This is a genomic window from Lentimicrobiaceae bacterium, assembly GCA_023227965.1.
Taxonomy (GTDB): domain Bacteria; phylum Bacteroidota; class Bacteroidia; order Bacteroidales; family JALOCA01; genus JALOCA01.
Genome location: JALOCA010000040.1, coordinates 1 through 17,958, shown reverse-complemented (window position 1 = coordinate 17,958; position 17,958 = coordinate 1). Strand labels below are relative to the sequence as shown.

Here is a 17,958-nt window from a genome sequence, read left to right as displayed (position 1 = left end):
TAATCTATTTGAATTCTGCCAGTGCTTTTTTGATTCTTGCTGCTGCTTCAATCAGTCGGTCGTTGGAAGTGGCATATGAAAACCGGATGCAGGCAGGATCGCCGAAAGCTTCTCCCGAAACCAATGCTACATGGGCATTATTGAGCAGGAAATTGCAAAGATCACCGGCGTTATTAATCGTAAAATTACCATTGGTTTTCCTGAAATACCAGCTTACGTCGGGGAAAATGTAAAAAGCACCCTGTGGAATATTGGTTTTAAATCCCGGAATATCGTTCAGAAGTTTCAGGAGCAGATCTCTGCGTTCGTGAAATGCTTTGCGCATAGTTTGTAATTCCACAGAGGATTCGGGATTAGTTTTCATTGCAGCTATGGCTGCCATTTGGGAAATTGTTCCCGTTCCCGAGGTAAACTGCCCCTGAATTTTATCGCAGGCAGCAGCAATGACTTTTGGCGCACCAATATAGCCCAAACGCCAGCCTGTCATCGCAAAACCCTTTGAAACTCCATTTACTGTAACGACTCTTTCTTTGATAAAGTCAAAACCGGCAATGCTTGCATGTTTTCCACCAAAGTTTATCAATTCATAAATTTCATCGGAAATGATGAAAATATTTTCATGACGGGCAACCACTTCGGCGATTCCTTTTAACTCGTCACGGGTATAAACAGAACCGGAAGGATTGCATGGACTACTAAAAATTAATATTTTAGTACGATCTGTGATGGCGGACTCTAATTGTGCGGGGGTAACTTTAAAATTATTTCCGATGGTTGTAGGCAGATAAACGGCTTTTCCTTCGGCTAATTTTATCAATTCTCGGTATGAAACCCAGTAAGGAACAGGAACAATTACTTCATCACCCGGGTTTACCAGGCAAAGTATGGCATTAGCAAGAGCCTGTTTACCTCCTGTTGATACAACTATTTGTTCGGGGGCATAATCCAGATTGTTGTCGCGTTTGAATTTTTCTGAAATGGCTTTTCGCAATTCGGCAAAACCTGCAACAGGAGGATAATGGGTAACATTATTATCAATGGCTTGTTTTGCAGCATCTTTAATGTAGCCAGGAGTGTTAAAATCCGGTTCACCTATGCTAAGGTTTATTACATCATGTCCCTGGCTTTGCAACTCGCGGCTGCGGCGGGTCATCGCTAAAGTTTCCGATTCTGATAGTTTTTGTATTCTTTGTGATAGAATTTCCATGATAATTGTATGTTTAGGTTAAAAAGGCACAAAATTAGAAAATATCGCAGAAGCTTTCAAAATATTTACATTTAAAATTTCTGATTATTTCTCATCTTTGCAAAGTAAAAACCCCTGATTATATGAATTACCTTTTGATTGCCCTAATGGGAACCCTTCCGGCAGTAGTTGTGTTCCTTACAACGTATTTTATTCTTAAACAGTATCTTGATAACGAACAGAAAAAGAAGTTGTTGGAAATTAACATGAAAAACCATGAGTTGGTCGCTCCTTTACGCTTTCAGGCATACGAACGAATGGTTCTTTTTCTCGAACGTATAACCCCAATGCAGCTTATCGTAAGGGTAATGGAACCGGGTATGGATGTTAATACATTGCAAAGGAATTTGATAGCTGCAATACGGCAGGAGTTTGACCACAATCTGTCGCAGCAACTGTATATTTCGTCGCAGGCATGGGAGATGGTGAAAAATGCCAAAGAGGAAACTGTCCATTTTATAAATTCCGGCGCTATGCAGCTTCAAACGGAAGCTCTCGGCACGGAACTGGCAAAAATAATTCTTGAACAATTTGTTCAAACTGAAATCACTGCACTGCGAAATGCTCTTGATTTTGTGAAAAACGAATTCCGGAGTATTTCATAAATACAATTGTTATGAAGAAAATACAATTTATTTTTCTTATTCTGATAGTATTTGTTGGTTGGGGATGTTGCCATCAGCAAAGTCCGGCAGATATACTCAGTGCCGGACGTTGGGTTGATTTAACCCACGATTTTGATGAAAATGCCATTTATTGGCCCACAAACATTCCTTTTTCGCATGATACTGTTTTTGAAGGGATGACAGAAAAAGGTTACTACTATTCTTCTTTTAAGTTCAGCGCAGAAGAACATGGCGGCACCCATTTTGATGCGCCTCTGCATTTTGGTAAGGGGAAGAACAGCATTGAAAAAGTTCCATTACAGCAACTCATTGGCAATGCTGTGGTGATTGATGTAAAAAGAAAAGTTACACAAAACAGGGATTATCAGGTAAGCACTGATGATTTTTTTCTTTGGGAAAAAGAGAATGGAAAAATTCCGGAGGGTGCAATTGTACTGGTAAATACTGGTTTTAGTAAATATTGGTCTGATAAGGAAAAATATACAGGTACTAATTTGTCGGGTCAGAAAGCAGTTGCCTTGTTGCATTTCCCCGGTTTGCATCCCGACGCAGCATTATGGTTAGCTGAACAAAGGAAAATTAAAGCTTTCGGCTTGGATACGCCAAGTATAGATTACGGACAGTCGAAGGATTTTATGGTACACAGAACATTATTTGCCCATGGCATTACAGCGTATGAAAATGTTGCCAGTCTTGATTCTCTACCTGCAAAGGGAGCGTATATAATTGCTTTACCAATGAAAATAAAAGGTGGAAGTGGTGCTCCGCTGCGAATCGTAGCTTGTTTTTGATAGTTAATAAAATAGCCACTTGAAAATTAAGAAAGAAATAATAATAGGAGGAGTTGCTGTTTCGTTGGCAGCCACCCTCTGGGGTTTGGATGGTATTGTGCTAACCCCCCGTTTGCGTAACCTTGATATTGGTTTTGTTGTTTTTATGGTGCATTGCATTCCCTTTCTGGTGATGAATGTTTTTTTGTTCAGGGAATATAAACATCTAAAAAGTTTCACAACCAGCGATTTTATTACTACAAGCCTTGTTGCATTATTTGGAGGAGCCTTGGGTACACTTGCCATTGTGAAAGCTTTATTTTTAATGAATTTTCAATCGCTTACCATTGTCGTATTATTACAGAAAATGCAACCGGTATTTGCCATAATTCTTGCTGTGGTTTTATTGCGTGAAAAACTACAAAAGAATTACCTGCTTTGGGCTACAATAGCTATTCTTGCTGGGTATTTTCTTACCTTTGGTTTTGCATTGCCCAATCTTTCAACTGGTTCAAACACGGTTTATGCGGCTTTATACGCATTGCTTGCTGCGTTTTCGTTTGGAAGTTCGACTGTTTTAAGCAAAAAGCTGCTAAACAGATTGTCGTTTACTACAGCTACTTTTTATCGCTACGGGTTTACCGTAGTTTTCATGGGGATATTTGTAGCCTTTACCGGTAAATTTTCGCAAATAGCGATAGTAACACCGGCTAACTGGCTCATATTTTTTATAATTGGAATTACAACCGGATCTGGTGCAATATTTCTTTTTTATTTTGGTTTGAGAAAAATAAAAGCTATGCTCGCAACAATTTGCGAATTGTTTTTCCCTATGTCAGCCATAGTTTTTGATTACATCTTCAACCAATCACGGCTGAGTTGGGAACAATGGATAGGAGCAGTGGCTATGATTTTTGCCATAGTCCGGCTCAATATGAGTGAGTAAATTAATAAGCAAAATCCTGCAAGGCACCCATGAGTTTTTTACGGGTAAAAAATATCCTGCTTTTTACCGTCCCTATCGAAAGTTGTAAATGATCAGCTATTTCTTTGTATTTATAGCCGCTGTTGTGCATTTCAAACGGCAAACGCTGGTCATGATCCAATTTTTCAATATTCTTCTTTATTTCCTTTTCAGCTATTAGCGAATCGGGCTGCGGAAAATCGGAATGATGTGAAATATTCAGAAAATACAAATCTTCGGTGTTGTCAATAATGGTGTTTGACTTGATATTACGACGATAATTGTTAATAAACGTATTTTTCATAATCGTATAAGTCCATGCTTTAAAATTAGTGTTGTCTGCAAACTTATCACGGTTAATTAGTGCTTTCAAGTTAGTATCCTGTACTAAATCATTGGCTTCTTCACGATTTGGGGTCAAAGTGCTTGCAAAAAACCGGAGGTTGTTTTGCACACTCAGAAGTTTGTGATTAAATTCAATTTCGGACATAATTGTGAGTTTTTAAATTTAAACCACGTTTAACAAACATTATGCGAATATAAACAAAAAAATAACAAAATTTACATAATGTACAAAAAAGTTATTAACAATAGTTATAAATAAGACGTTAAAATGCTAAAAAATAGATAATTAAAATAATGTAGCAAAAAAATACTTAAATGCAAAGTAAAAACAAGCGATGTTAAACTAATAATTCTTTATTTGTATCAATATTATTCATAATCAATTATTAAGGTAATATAATACTGAAATAATGAAAATATGACAGGGAAATGACCTGTCATGTCAGGGACAGGTTGTCATATGCCTGTAAGTTTACAGATGAGACGTTTTACATCAAAAAGAAAAATAATTTTAACCTGTTGGGATTTATAAAACCCTTCTTATTTTAGCCTGTTGTAACTTGTAAATACTGTACACACTAAATCAAATAATTATGAAAATTTTAGCTCGCTACATTCTTATAATATTTATCGTTGGTATTTCGTTTGCTTCTTTTTCGGGGAAACAGGAGAAAAGAAAACAGTCCAATCGCATTACGGTTGTTTCCGGAACAAACTATTATGCCAACACAATACTTGCGGTAAAAAAATTGGGAGGTATGCGCACTTTTGTACAAAAAGGGCAAAAGGTGGGTTTGCTTATCAATTCAGATTTTGAAGATAAAGGTACTTATGTAAATCCGGATGTTGCCATTGCTGTCGTAAAAATGTGTTTCGACGCAGGCGCCTCTGAAGTAGTTTGTTTACAGTATGTTATGCCAGAATATTGGAAACGGAGTACATTGTATGCACAAAATGCGGAAATGCTTTTCCGGGTGCACACGATTGAAAAAAACCGTTTTCCTGCAAAATACGATAGTATTACTTTTGTAAAGTTGGATAGCATTCCGGGTGCGAAAGCGATAAAACAACTTGAAGTGGTCAGAGATTTGTTTACTGTGGATGTTTTTATCAATGTCCCGATTGCCAAACACCATACAATTCCGTTACTAACATGTGCAATGAAAAATTTGATGGGGCTGAATACAAGAGCTTCTAATGTTAAATTTCATTTAGATGGTCCTTCAAAAAACGACCCGGGCTTTCTTGGACAATGTCTTGCAGATATGTGTAAACTTCGCAAACCTGATTTGAATGTAGTTGATGCATCAGAAGTACTGGTAACAAATGGTCCATCTGGTCCCGGAAAATTGAAAAAATTTGATAAAATAGTCGCCGGAACCGATATTGTGGCTGTAGATGCTTATTGTTCAACGATATTAGGCTACTTACCCGAAGAAGTATTGCCGGTACAAAAGGGATATGAAAGCGGAATTGGCGAGATGAATCTTCAAAAAGTGGAGATTGTGGAAATAAATCAGAAAAAATGAAATTTCTTTTCCGACATTTTATCCTTACAGCATTACTATGCGCTGTAATTCTGACATGTGGTGCGGGTAATGGCAGAAGTATTCTGCAGAATGTTTCGGATGAACAAAATGTGAAAATTGCCGATTCGGTAGCGACATACAAAGGGGAAGAGCTATTTTACCTGATTGACGGGGGTGCCGAGCTGTACCTCGAATACGGTTTTACAGAAGCCAGTGTAGCTGAATTTGTTTTTCCTGAAGATGGAAAACTAAGGGCTGAATTGTATGAAATGTCGGACGTTGCAGCAGCCTATGGTGTTTTTAGTGTGCGTTGTGGTAGCCCTGGTTCAATGAGCCTGGAAGAAAGTTCCATTGCGATAGGTGACGGGTATGTCTTCGCATGGAAAAATAATTTTTTTATACAACTTTCTTCTGAGGGCTCTTCTGTTGATAACATAGAAATCAAACAATTTACAATTCGGCTTCTCAATAGAATAAACTCTGGTAACGGTTTTTTACCCGGATTATTGAAAGAAATACCGGATACGGGTTTGAAAAATTCTCTTGTAAAGTATTTTAGGGGACCTATTGCTTTGCAAAATATTTATTATTTTGGACAGGGGAATATCTTTGAGTTTTCGGAAGGAATTTGTGCCGAAACTGCCGATTCCACATTGTTTATTTTTTTATACCCCAGTGCCGAAAAATGTTTGTCCGGTTTTCAGAATGCTAAAGAGAAACTGGCTTTAACAGCCTTATCGGGAATAACTGAGCTTCAGGATGGGTTTTCGTATGCCGATAAAAAAGGGAATAAGATTTATGTTCAAAAATTTGATACTTCGATTCGTGTAAAACGAATCCGGTTAACAACTCATTAACAGGTTTCTGCTATTTAATTATCCTGGATTTGGTTTTTCCTTCTCTGACGTTCACGGATTATCAACAGCAATTCTCTGCTGCTTTGCCCGGCAATGGATGTGTTTTCATCGGCTCTGCGAATGAGATAGGGAAGTACTGATTTTACAGGACCATACGGTATGTATTTGGCAACATTATAACCGGCTTTGGCAAGGTTAAAGCTGATGTTGTCGCTCATTCCGTATAATTGAGCAAACCACACCCTGTTGTCGGAAGGCGAAATATGGTGCTGTTGCATCAATTCGATAAGTAACTGTGTACTTTCCACATTGTGAGTGCCATTAAAAATAGAAATTCTATGAATTTTTTCTATAGCAAAGCGTAATGCGTTGTTAAACGCTGCATCTGTTGCTGCTTTATCTGCATAAATAGGGGAGGGGTATCCGAAATCAAGAGCACGTTTCCGTTCTTTTTCCATGTATGCTCCTCTCACAAATTTGATACCTGGGAAATAATTTTCCTTTTCTGCATTATGGTATAAATTTTCCAACCAAGCCGTACGATCTATGCGATACATTTGTAATGTATTGAATACAATAGCTTTATCTCTATTGTATTTTTTCATCATACTGATAACCACATCATCAATAAAACCTTGGTAAACGTAATCCTCTGCATCAATTAGCAGGGGAATATCATTTTCGTAAGCGGTGTGGCAAAGTGTAGCTATGCGTAGTTTAAAACTTTCTATTTCAGTTATTTCGCATTCTGAAAGCTGTATTCCTGCACTTTTTTTTTCAAGCAGGGCGGGAGATGTAAAAGCAGTGGGTTTGAAAACGGCAAAAGGAATGTTTCTACCGTGTGCAGCAAAGACAATAGCATTCAAGGTTTCGGCTAAGGTTTCTTCGATTGAGCTACTCCCTCCTTCCACCGAATAGTCAAGAATACCTTTCACATTAAATTTCTCTAGTTTTTTTACCGTATTATTACTTTCAGCAAGGGTAGCTCCTCCTACAAAATAATGGTAAATGAGAGGTTTTACAGCCCATTCGATGGGAATGTTCATGCGTAGTGCGCAATTGACCAACAATTTGCCCATTTTTACACTGGCAGACAAATTGAGCACCCTGAACAAGCGTTCGGCTTTTCGTAATTCGTCATCCGTAAGGTGGGAGAAAGCGGTTTGTGTATCATTAAAATTCATCATTTTTATTTTTAAGAACAAAAATTGAAACCCAATGTTTATCAAAAAGTTTTTTTATTACAAGCTTTGTATTCCCTATTTTTGTGAAAAGAATGATTCACATGAGTAGAGAGAAAACCGGGTTTACAATTCAGGGCGAATTTTGCCCTGTATATACAGGGATACAGTCGCTTGAATATCTTTCGCATTTCATTGAAGAAAATACTGATTTTTTCTCGCAAATATACATTCTTACCGATTCCGTTACTTTACAGTTTTGCCTTCCACTTCTTAAACATCATGTTTCTATTTTACAAAATACTGAAATTCTGACTATAGAATCCGGAGAGAAAAATAAAGTTATTGATTCGGCTTTATATTTATGGAAAGAATTGCTGAAAAGAGGTGCCGATAGGCATTCGCTGCTGATAAACCTGGGAGGTGGAATGATTTGCGACATGGGTGGGTTTGTGGCTGCCAACTTTAAAAGGGGTATTTCTTTTGTGCATATTCCCACCACTTTACTATCTATGGTGGATGCTTCCATAGGTGGGAAAACAGGTGTAGATTTCGATGAAATTAAAAACCAAATCGGAGTCTTTGCATTGCCAAAGGCTGTTTTTATTAATCCACAATTTCTTGATACGCTTCCTATGCGACAAATTAAATCGGGAATGGCGGAAATGCTGAAACATGGTTTGGTTGCCGATGCTACATACTGGCAAAAATTATCTTCGGGCTTCCCTGCCTTTAAAGATGCTGAAAGCGTTTTTATTGCGGGTTCTGTAAAAATAAAATGCGATATCGTAAATGCTGATCCTATGGAATCCGGCTTGCGTAAAGTATTGAATTTCGGGCATACTATCGGTCATGCCCTTGAAGCCTTTTCCTTAAACCACGGAAAAGAATCGTTGTTGCATGGCGAAGCAATTGCTGCAGGTATGATTTGTGAAGCCTATATTTCCCATCGTTTATGCGGATTGCCATATAAAGAATTGCAGGAAATAATTGAAGGTTTTGTACAGTATTTTTCGTATTATCATTTTGATAATAAGTTTTATAATGAGATTGCAGCCTTGACACAATTCGATAAAAAAAACAGGGGGAGTAAAATTGGTATTACCCTTTTGAAGCATATAGGGGAAACAATTCCCAACCAATTTTGTGATGTAGCCCTGATTATAGAAAGTCTTGAATTTTATTCCGGTTTATCAAAAAAATAATGGAATCTGACCAGCAGAGAGAAATAATCAGGTTACAGCCGGGCACAGGAGGGTGTAATGCATTCAGTCTTCCCGCATCAAAAAGCATCAGTAACCGTTTGCTCATACTTCAGGCATTATCTTCAATTCATTTTATAATTGAAAATTTATCGGAGGCTGAAGACACTACCATTTTAAAAAATTTATTGGTAAAAATCAGGGAAAACACTGGTAAGTCGGACGTTCCTACAATCTTAGATGTAGTTCATGCCGGAACCACTTTTCGGTTTTTAACTGCATTGCTTGCAATTACACCTGGTAATTGGGTGCTAACCGGAAGTGAAAGAATGCAGCAACGCCCCATAAAGGAATTGGTTGATGCTCTTAAAAGCATAAATGCTGATATCCGGTATTTGAAAACACCGGGTTTTCCTCCTTTGCAAATTAATGGCAAACCTTTACGGGGCGGCGAAGTTGAATTGGAGTCCCATATCAGCAGCCAGTTTGTTTCTGCATTACTGATGATAGCTCCTGTTTTACCCGACGGACTGAAAATTCGGTTAAAAAAAACAATTGTATCCCAGCCTTATATTATAATGACTTTGCAATTTTTGGAACGTTTTGGAGTAAGACATACTTGGGAAAATACACTTATTTCAGTTGCAAACCAGCCAATTATAGGAATTGATACTTTTGTTGAACCCGATTGGTCAGCGGCAGCCTGCTGGTACCAGTTAATTGCTTTTTCCAAAGAAATGTCTGTCGTATTGTATGGATTGCAGCAGAAAAGTCTTCAGGGTGATGCAATGCTAAGCAATTTGTTTACAAATTTTGGAGTTTCTTCCAGATTTTTAAAAGAAGGAGTAATGCTAACTAATACAGGTAAGTGTACTGATTATTTTGAACAGGATTGCATTCAGACCCCCGACCTTGCCATTGCTTTAACGATTACCTGCGCAGGATTAGGAATTCCGTGTTGCTTAACGGGACTTGATACTCTTGTAAACAAGGAAAGTAATCGTTTGCTAGCTTTACAACAGGGGCTTACAGGCATGGGTGCTAACGTTACATTGAAAAATAACAATACTATTATGGTACATGGGAAGGCTTCTTTTTCAAAAGGTGTTGTACAAACCCGCAACGACCACAGGTTGGCACTGGGATTTGCTCCTCTGGCTGCTGTGTTGGGTGAAATTGTGCTCAATCATCCGGATGTTATCAATAAATCGTACCCTGATTGGTGGAATCATCTCAAGTTGCTGGGTTGGAAGGTTTCACAAAGTAGAATTCACGATAATGGTCAAGATTTCCAATTTTATCAACAAAAATAATTTAGGTTAAGAGGAAATCCTTACTTTTGAAAATCTGTATTTGTAGGTTTTTAATAACTTAATGGTATTGTTTTCAGAAAAATGACGAGTATTGCAGAATTACAAAAAATAGCCTCCCAGGTTCGCAGGGATATTCTCCGAATGATTCATCATGCCGGGTCAGGCCACCCTGGAGGTTCGTTAGGATGTGCCGACCTGCTTGTATCCCTTTATTTTAGCCAACTTAAGCACCAGGCAGAAACTTTTACGATGGATGGACAGGGTGAAGATATCTTTTTTCTTTCCAACGGGCATCTTTCTGCTGCATGGTACAGCACACTGGCACGTTCGGGGTACTTCCCCATTGAAGAGCTGGCTACTTTTCGTATGATTAATACCCGTTTACAAGGGCATCCTTCACCTAAAGATCTTAGTAATGGTGTAAGAATAGCTTCCGGTTCGCTGGGACAGGGGTTGTCAGTTGCAATAGGAGCAGCACTTGCCAAAAAACTGAACAACGACCCTAACCTCATTTTTACCCTCATGGGTGATGGCGAAATTCAGGAAGGTCAGGTATGGGAAGCCGCCATGTTTGCCTCTGCAAAAAAAGTGGATAACTTGATAGGAATTATTGACAATAATGGAAGACAAATAGATGGTAACGTTGATGATGTGCTTCCTTTGGGAAATATCTGCGCAAAATGGGAAGCCTTCGGTTGGACGGTAATGCAGATGGATGGTAATAATATCCCAGATATCCTTTCCACTTTAACCCAGGCAAGAAAACTCAGCGGAAAAGGGAAGCCTATAATGATTGTCATGAAAACTGAAATGGGCTTTGGCGTTGATTTTATGATGGGTACTCATCATTGGCACGGTGTTGCTCCTAATGACGAACAATTGCAACGGGCTCTTATGCAGTTAGAAGAAACCTTAGGTGATTTTAATATTGCTTCATAAAAAATCAATATTTTAAATATTGCATTGCAAACTGGAGTTACAAAATATAAGGTAGTGGTGTTATAAAATAAATTATAAAAGTGATAAAAAAAATAGCAATAATAGGTTTATTAACAATCCTGGTTTTTCATGGTAGTTTGCTGTGGGCACAGCCCGGTGATGAAAAGGAAAAGCCACAGCCCCTATCCCGCATTTTGTTTGTTTTCGATGCTTCACAAAGTATGTTGGGCAGATGGCAAAGCGATCAGAAGATTAACATTGCCAAAAAGTTTTTAGCCAGTCTTATTGATAGTTTAGATAAAGTTCCTAATATTGAACTGGCTCTAAGGGTGTATGGGCATCAGAAAAATTTCCCTCCGCAGGATTGCAAAGATACCAAGCTGGAGGTACCGTTTGCCGCAAACAATGCGGAACGTATTAAACACAAATTAAAATTATTAACACCAAGAGGAACTACTCCAATTGCTTATGCCTTGGAACAAACCGAAAAGGACTTCACCCCATGCGACAATTGTAGGAACATTATCATTTTAATTACGGATGGTTTGGAGGAATGTAACGGCGATCCCTGCGCTGCATCCCAATATCTGCAGAAAAAAGGAATCGCCTTAAAACCATTTATAATAGGGATTGGAAGAAATATTAAAGAGGGTTTCGATTGTGTGGGAAATTATTTTGATGCCAGCAGTGAACAAATGTTTCATAAGGCATTACAGGTAGTTATATCACAGGCGCTTAACACTACTACTGCTCAGGTTAATCTTTTGGACAAAAATGGAAAACCTACCGAAACCAACGTAAACATGACATTTTACGATAATGTTTCCGGCAAAATGAAATACAACTTTATTCATACGTTGAATAACAAAGGAATCCCTGATACCCTTATTCTTGACCCTTTACCAACGTATGATATCGTGATTCAAACTATCCCTCCTGTTTTAGTTCCCAATGTGAAAATCACGGCAGGTACACACAATATTATTCCTGCCGAAACACCGCAGGGGAGTTTGAGGCTTAAAGTTAGTAGTAATGAAAAGACTGTCAAAAATTTACAGGGTATTATTCGTAAGCATGGAGAAATGAGTACTTTAAATGTTCAAACTTTCGACGAAACTAAAAAATACTTAATTGGGAAATACGATCTCGAAGTATTATGCCTTCCCCGGCTGTATGTAAATGATGTGGATATTTCGCAAAGCCATACTACCACGGTTGAAATTCCTATGCCCGGTATTGCCGTGATACTTAAATCAGTAAATGGATATGGCAGCATTTATCAGGAAAAAGACAATCGCCTGATATGGATTTACGAGATGAAAGACAATCTGCTGCAGGAATCCCTTATTTTGCAACCCGGGAAATATCGTGTGGTTTTTCGTTCAAAATACTCTGAAAAATCATCTTATACCATCGAACAGGGTTTTAAGATAGATCCCGGTGTTACTACAAATGTAAAATTATACCCCAATTAAAGCACGATGATTAATTATACAATACAGAATCAAAAAGATACCCGCTCAGGATTTGGCGAAGGTTTACTTGATGCCGGAAAGAAAAATAAAGAGGTGGTGGTTTTGTGTGCCGACCTTACCGGTTCGATGAAAATGGATGCTTTTGCCAAAGAATTTCCTGACCGTTTTTTCCAGACAGGAATTGCCGAAGCTAACATGATGGGAATTGCCGCTGGGCTAACCATTGGAGGAAAAATACCTTTTACCGGTACTTTTGCTAATTTTTCAACAGGTAGGGTTTACGACCAGATAAGACAATCAATAGCTTACTCAAAAAAAAATGTAAAGATATGTGCCTCTCATGCAGGGATTTCTCTTGGCGAAGATGGCGCAACACATCAAAATCTGGAAGACATAGGTCTGATGAAGATGCTTCCTCACATGACTGTGATAAATACCTGCGATTTTAACCAGACAAAAGCCGCCACTCTTGCCATAGCCGAATTCGACGGACCTGTTTATCTTCGGTTTGGACGACCCAAAGTGCCCAATTTTACCCCTGTTGACCAAAAGTTTGAAATCGGAAGGGCTGTTCGCCTTCGCGAAGGCAAAGATGTAAGTATTTTTGCTACAGGGCATTTGGTATGGAAAGCGCTCGAAGCTTCAGAAATTTTATCAGAAAAGGGAATAGATGCTGAAGTAATAAATATCCATACTATTAAACCTTTGGATGCATTTTCCGTCATTAATTCGGTGCATAAAACGAAATGTATGGTAACCGCCGAAGAACACCAACGATACGGAGGATTAGGCGACAGCATTGCTCAGTTACTATCGCGTAAATTTCCTGTGCCTGTAGAAATGGTTGCTGTTGATGATAAATTTGGCGAAAGTGGAAAACCAGAGGAATTGATGAAAAAATTCGGGCTCGATGCCCCCAACATCGTTGAAGCTGCCCTAAAAGCGATTTCAAGAAAAAAATAAAAATGAATCCATTTAACATCTTGCTGGTATCTGGTATGGTATGAGCGATATTCCTGAAAAGGATTTGCTTGAACTTCTGCGTTCGGACGATTCTTTCAATTATGGTTTTAATTTGTTGGTGCGAAAATACCAGCAACAGGTGTACTGGCAGGTTCGCCGTATGGTTATCATCCACGAAGATGCAGATGACTTGGTACAGGAAATTTTTGTTAAAATATGGAAAAATATTGACTCGTTCAGAGGGAAATCGAAACTCACCACATGGATTTACAGGATTGCTGTCAATGAAACCATCAGTTTCCTGAAAAGCAAACGTAACCGCTTGTTTCTTCCCCTGGTGGATTATGAAAAACAGTTAGCGCAATCGCTTAAAGATGATAGGTATTTTTCGGGAGATACCATTCAACTGTATCTGCAGAAAGCCTTGCTTCGCTTGCCCGAAAAACAGCGCCTGGTATTTAACCTGCGATATTATAGCGAATTACAATATGATGAAATTTCGGAAATTACAGGTACATCGGTTGGTGCCCTCAAAGCTTCTTACCACCATGCTGTAAAAAAAATAGAAAAGTATTTAAGTGAAAATTAAACCTTGATGGGGAATATCTATCTAATCTGTCTAAGTGCCTGGAAATGGAAAAGTTTTTAAAAAATAATGAGCCGCAACCGGCAAACGATGACCTGAACCCAGAGAATTTACCAAAGGCGAATCCTTTTCAGTTGCCTTCCGCTTATTTTGATGCATTGTCCCAACGCATTTCGGCACGTTGTTGGGATGAAAAAAACAAACTATCACTCAGCGAACGAGTAAAAATTTATCTTTTTAAGCCCCAGTTTGCTTTCTTATTTATTATTTTATTAATTTGTACCGTAGTAGGCTTTTACTTGTTTCATGCAAATAATGTAAAAAACATCAACAATAATCAGGAAAAATATTTAGCCGAAAATACTAATTATAAAACGGTTATTTTTGATACTACTGATACGGTACATCAACCTGTTAGCAGTCATAATACACTGAATAGTGATTTGAAAAAGAGTTTGAAGGAAAAATTTACGATAGAAAAACTGAACCAATCACTTGACGAATTAAAAATATCAGAAAATGAATTGATAGAATATTTAGGTGAGGAAGACCTGGAAAATGATATTTTGTTATATAATTAAATGTTTACCAATGAAAAAAACCAAAATAGCACTTAACATTCTCATTATATCAATTGTATTTTTTTCTTATGTTCCCGTATGGGCTCAGGGGAGAGGCATTGTAGAAAAAAAACGGGAAAAAATAGAAAATCTTAAAATACACTATATTACTGATCAGTTGGAACTTAATACAATGGAAGCACAGGATTTTGTACCTTTGTATAAAGAATACATGGAAAAACGCAATAAGGCACAAAAGGAATATCGTATCAGATATGCAATGTGGAATAATAATATTGATGTTTTAACTGATGAACAATGTGTTGAACTTGCCGATAGCCGGATAGCCCAGATACAAAAAACGCTTGATATACAGAAAGAATATCATGCCCGGTTTAAGAAAATGCTCAGTCCCTTGCAACTTGTAAAATTGTACGAAGCAGAAAAAACATTTCAAAAACTTTTACTTAAAAGAATTCGTGAAAACCGGCATCCGGAAAAATGAGACGATTAATCCTGCTTTTTTTGTTTGGAAAACAGGATAAACAACAAACCACTTAAGAATATCGGTAAGGAAATAGCTAAAAAATTCAATGGTGCTTTGTAAGTATTGAAGAAAAAAACAGAAAATATACCGAGAAAGAAAAAAAATACTCCTCCGGCTACCGGAAACCGCCAAGTAAATACTAACAATACCAATAAAATAACAGGCGGAATAAGGTGAACTACCGCCGAAGCCATCTGTTCCGTTACAGTTTCTTTCGTATTGAATGAATCCAAAGCAAAAAGGGAAATAAACAGAATATACATGATTGTCAGTGATGCCGGAATCCAAAGTAGCTTATTCTTTTTCATGGTTAAATCTATTTCGGACGGTAAAAATACAGATAAAAGCAACTAAATTTGCAACTCCAAAATCAGAACAGGATGTTTGCTGACTCCGCACCAAAAGTAAGCAAAAAGGTTACTTTGTTTGTAACCACTCTGTCATCCTTTTTAACCACTTTTTCGGGTTCTTCTATCAATGTAGCATTGCCGAGCATTGGCAGGGAACTTTCGATGAATGTACTTACATTAAGCTGGATAGCTACCGGGTATTTACTTACCGCAGCCATGTTTCTGGTTCCTTTCGGAAAGATAGCCGACATAATAGGGCGGAAAAAGATTTATACTTGGGGAATAATCGTCAATGCCATTACATTGTTTTTATCGGTAATTGCACCTTCCGGCTGGTTTTTGTTAATGGTAAGGGCATTGCAAGGAATAGGGGCGGCTATGATTTTTGGGACTGCAATAGCTATACTTTCGTCGGTGTTTCCTGCCAAAGAACGTGGAAGGGTATTGGGAATAAACGTTTCTGCTACTTACTTAGGGCTTTCTCTTGGTCCTTTTGTTGGGGGGCTGATAACTCAGCATTTCGGATGGCGCTATATTTTTGCAGTAAGTACTGCGATTGCCGTTTCGATCCTTCCATTTATTTTTTACAAACTGAAAGTCGAATGGGCAGAGGCAAGAGGCGAAAAGTTTGATTACAAAGGCTCATTGGCATATGCACTGGCTTTGGTATGTGTAATGTACGGGTTTACTTCTTTGCCGGGAATAACGGGTTTTGTACTAATTGCAGCAGGAATACTGGGGATATTGCTTTTTATTTACCACGAGAACCATTGTACTTACCCGGTTCTGAGCCTGGGTCTTTTTAAGGGGAATACGGTTTTTGTATTTTCCAATCTTGCGGCGTTTATCAACTATACCGCCACTTTTGCCGTTGCATTTTTACTGAGTTTGTACCTGCAATATATCAAAGGTTTTTCGCCGCAGGAAGCCGGTTTTATCATGGTGGCACAGCCAGTGGTAATGGCTGCTTTTTCGCCGTTAGCAGGAAGGCTATCAGACAAGTTTGAACCGCAATATATCGCAAGCCTGGGAATGGGGCTTACTGCCGTCGGGCTACTGATGTTTGCTTTTCTTAGCAGGGAAACCACAGTGCTGTTTCTTATTATTACCCTGCTGATTATCGGGTTGGGGTTTGCACTTTTTTCATCACCTAATACCAATGCCGTGATGAGTGCCGTGGAAAGGAAGGACTACAGCCTTGCATCTTCCATATTGGGGACTATGCGTCTTACCGGGCAGGCAATAAGCATGGGAATTACCACGCTGGTTTTTGCCTTGCACCTGGGGAATATGAAGATAAGTACGGAAAACCTCGGACTATTTCTTTACAGCATACGTTTTGCATTTGTAATATTTACCATTTTCTGCGTGGCAGGTGTGTTTGCTTCGCTGGCAAGGGGAAAACTACGGTAAAAAACCGGGAACTGTGAGCTTGTGAGCTTCAGGAAATTTAGATAAACACCATCCCGTTTTATTTCCCTGCCCTCTGTGTTTTATTCTTTATCCCTGATTTTTACCCTTACGGCATTTAAGCCTTTTTTACCCATTTCAACTTCAAAGGTTACTTTATCGTTTTCTTTTACTTGGTTTATCAGTCCATTAGCGTGTACAAAAATGCTTTGTTTGTTTTCATCATCTTTGATGAATCCGTAACCTTTTGATTCGTTAAAGAATGTTATGGTTCCGTTCCGGGTTGGGTCTTCCGGTTCGGTTGCTTCCTGGCGCGAAACGCCAATTTGTATATCTTCTGCTTTTATAATTCTCTTTTTATTGGGGTCGGGAGGGGTTGAAGAAATATTACCATAATGGTCAACATAGGCAAACATTTCTTCTATGCTTTTCCCTTTATCGGAGTTGGCTTTGCGTTCTTCTTTCTTTTGCTCTTTGTCCCGCTTCTTTTTTAACCGTTTCTTTTCTTTTTCTTTTTTATTGAATGTTTCCTGCGATTTAGCCATACTTAATTTTGTTTTTGATTGTACCGAACTTGTTTATATATACATTAAAAAACTACACTTATATATCATAAGTGCCATGTATTTACGCTTTAATGTTGTAAAATACTTATTTTGACAAAAATAAGCAATTTTTGCAAATAATGCAGAATTATTTGCAGATGCTCGGAAACATTATTTTTTCCGGTGGAGAAATCCTGAGTATTCGGAGTTGTTCAACCGGGCAATTAATCTCTATACATTTTATTGAAAATCACTATTGTCAGATAAACCGGGATATTTCCAATTTTTTGTTTATAATTAATTAACAGTCAATGATAGCTTTTGTCATTTTGAAAAGTAAGCCCCATTCATTTCCTGGAACAGTGGATCAAGATATTTTTATGGGTTTTTATAAAACTTCTTTAATAAGGCTGTAACGAGAAGTTTGTATCTCTTTGTAAAATGCTTAGGATAATAATATTTATTAGCCGGATTTTCCTGTTCTGGTAAGCTGATTTTGTTTGAAGAAAAAATTTACCTTTGCAACATGAAAGAGATGGTTTTAATTCTT

The 17,958-nt window shown here is 38.1% G+C and carries 19 protein-coding genes; 14 read left to right on the top strand and 5 right to left on the bottom strand.

All coding sequences use genetic code 11. The annotated features are described in order from the left end of the window. Positions 1-4 precede the first annotated feature (4 nt). Positions 5-1,207 (bottom strand): pyridoxal phosphate-dependent aminotransferase, encoded by a 1,203-nt coding sequence (locus M0R21_11660; protein ID MCK9618475.1) that lies wholly within the window; start codon positions 1,205-1,207, stop codon positions 5-7. A 122-nt stretch (positions 1,208-1,329) separates the two neighbouring features. Between M0R21_11660 and M0R21_11655 the strand changes: the two genes are divergently transcribed. From M0R21_11655 to M0R21_11645, 3 genes are read left to right on the top strand one after another with little or no spacing between them, the layout of a single operon-like run. Beyond that, a complete protein-coding gene (locus M0R21_11655) occupies positions 1,330-1,851 on the top strand; it encodes a hypothetical protein (GenBank protein ID MCK9618474.1) in 522 nt (173 codons plus the stop codon). An 11-nt stretch (positions 1,852-1,862) separates the two neighbouring features. Continuing rightward, positions 1,863-2,663, top strand: coding sequence for a cyclase family protein (locus M0R21_11650; protein ID MCK9618473.1), 801 nt, complete (start codon positions 1,863-1,865; stop codon positions 2,661-2,663). Between the two features lie 19 nt (positions 2,664-2,682). Continuing rightward, positions 2,683-3,588, top strand: coding sequence for a DMT family transporter (locus M0R21_11645; protein ID MCK9618472.1), 906 nt, complete (start codon positions 2,683-2,685; stop codon positions 3,586-3,588). A gap of 1 nt (position 3,589) precedes the next feature. Here M0R21_11645 and M0R21_11640 read toward each other — a convergent pair whose 3' ends face one another. Beyond that, on the bottom strand, positions 3,590-4,096 hold the full coding sequence (locus M0R21_11640) for an RNA polymerase sigma factor (protein MCK9618471.1): 507 nt from the start codon (positions 4,094-4,096) through the stop codon (positions 3,590-3,592). Positions 4,097-4,544: 448 nt separating this feature from the next. Here M0R21_11640 and M0R21_11635 point away from each other — a divergent pair, with 448 nt between their 5' ends. Next, positions 4,545-5,480, top strand: coding sequence for a DUF362 domain-containing protein (locus M0R21_11635; protein MCK9618470.1), 936 nt, complete (start codon positions 4,545-4,547; stop codon positions 5,478-5,480). After that, entirely contained in the window at positions 5,477-6,337 is an 861-nt protein-coding gene (locus tag M0R21_11630) for a hypothetical protein (protein MCK9618469.1), read from the top strand. The genes M0R21_11635 and M0R21_11630 overlap by 4 nt, the downstream gene beginning before the upstream one ends. A gap of 14 nt (positions 6,338-6,351) precedes the next feature. On the opposite strand, the gene M0R21_11625 is transcribed toward M0R21_11630, so the two are convergent. Next, the gene (locus tag M0R21_11625; GenBank protein ID MCK9618468.1) at positions 6,352-7,524 is read right to left on the bottom strand and encodes a proline dehydrogenase family protein; all 1,173 of its coding nucleotides are present in this window, start codon (positions 7,522-7,524) and stop codon (positions 6,352-6,354) included. A 98-nt stretch (positions 7,525-7,622) separates the two neighbouring features. Here M0R21_11625 and aroB point away from each other — a divergent pair, with 98 nt between their 5' ends. The 8 genes from aroB (at position 7,623) to M0R21_11585 (ending at position 15,061) form a co-directional block, all read left to right on the top strand. Then, complete coding sequence (aroB, locus tag M0R21_11620; GenBank protein MCK9618467.1) at positions 7,623-8,723, top strand: 3-dehydroquinate synthase; 1,101 nt, start codon at positions 7,623-7,625, stop codon at positions 8,721-8,723. Continuing rightward, positions 8,723-10,033, top strand: coding sequence for a 3-phosphoshikimate 1-carboxyvinyltransferase (locus M0R21_11615; GenBank protein MCK9618466.1), 1,311 nt, complete (start codon positions 8,723-8,725; stop codon positions 10,031-10,033). The genes aroB and M0R21_11615 overlap by 1 nt, the downstream gene beginning before the upstream one ends. An 81-nt stretch (positions 10,034-10,114) precedes the next feature. After that, a complete protein-coding gene (locus M0R21_11610) occupies positions 10,115-10,972 on the top strand; it encodes a transketolase (protein MCK9618465.1) in 858 nt (285 codons plus the stop codon). Positions 10,973-11,052: 80 nt separating this feature from the next. Further along, the gene (locus M0R21_11605; GenBank protein MCK9618464.1) at positions 11,053-12,447 is read left to right on the top strand and encodes a VWA domain-containing protein; all 1,395 of its coding nucleotides are present in this window, start codon (positions 11,053-11,055) and stop codon (positions 12,445-12,447) included. A gap of 6 nt (positions 12,448-12,453) precedes the next feature. Beyond that, complete coding sequence (locus tag M0R21_11600; GenBank protein ID MCK9618463.1) at positions 12,454-13,410, top strand: transketolase family protein; 957 nt, start codon at positions 12,454-12,456, stop codon at positions 13,408-13,410. Between the two features lie 40 nt (positions 13,411-13,450). Next, the gene (locus M0R21_11595) at positions 13,451-13,999 is read left to right on the top strand and encodes an RNA polymerase sigma factor (GenBank protein ID MCK9618462.1); all 549 of its coding nucleotides are present in this window, start codon (positions 13,451-13,453) and stop codon (positions 13,997-13,999) included. Between the two features lie 44 nt (positions 14,000-14,043). Then, on the top strand, positions 14,044-14,577 hold the full coding sequence (locus M0R21_11590) for a hypothetical protein (GenBank protein ID MCK9618461.1): 534 nt from the start codon (positions 14,044-14,046) through the stop codon (positions 14,575-14,577). A gap of 10 nt (positions 14,578-14,587) precedes the next feature. After that, a complete protein-coding gene (locus tag M0R21_11585; protein MCK9618460.1) occupies positions 14,588-15,061 on the top strand; it encodes a hypothetical protein in 474 nt (157 codons plus the stop codon). Positions 15,062-15,066: 5 nt separating this feature from the next. Here the strand turns inward: M0R21_11585 and M0R21_11580 are convergent, their stop codons facing one another. Next, a complete protein-coding gene (locus M0R21_11580; protein MCK9618459.1) occupies positions 15,067-15,411 on the bottom strand; it encodes a hypothetical protein in 345 nt (114 codons plus the stop codon). 72 nt (positions 15,412-15,483) lie between these two features. On the opposite strand from M0R21_11580, the gene M0R21_11575 reads away from it, so the two are divergent. Next, a complete protein-coding gene (locus M0R21_11575; GenBank protein MCK9618458.1) occupies positions 15,484-16,866 on the top strand; it encodes an MFS transporter in 1,383 nt (460 codons plus the stop codon). An 80-nt stretch (positions 16,867-16,946) separates the two neighbouring features. On the opposite strand, the gene M0R21_11570 is transcribed toward M0R21_11575, so the two are convergent. Beyond that, the gene (locus M0R21_11570) at positions 16,947-17,408 is read right to left on the bottom strand and encodes a cold shock domain-containing protein (GenBank protein MCK9618457.1); all 462 of its coding nucleotides are present in this window, start codon (positions 17,406-17,408) and stop codon (positions 16,947-16,949) included. Between the last annotated feature and the right edge of the window lie 550 nt (positions 17,409-17,958).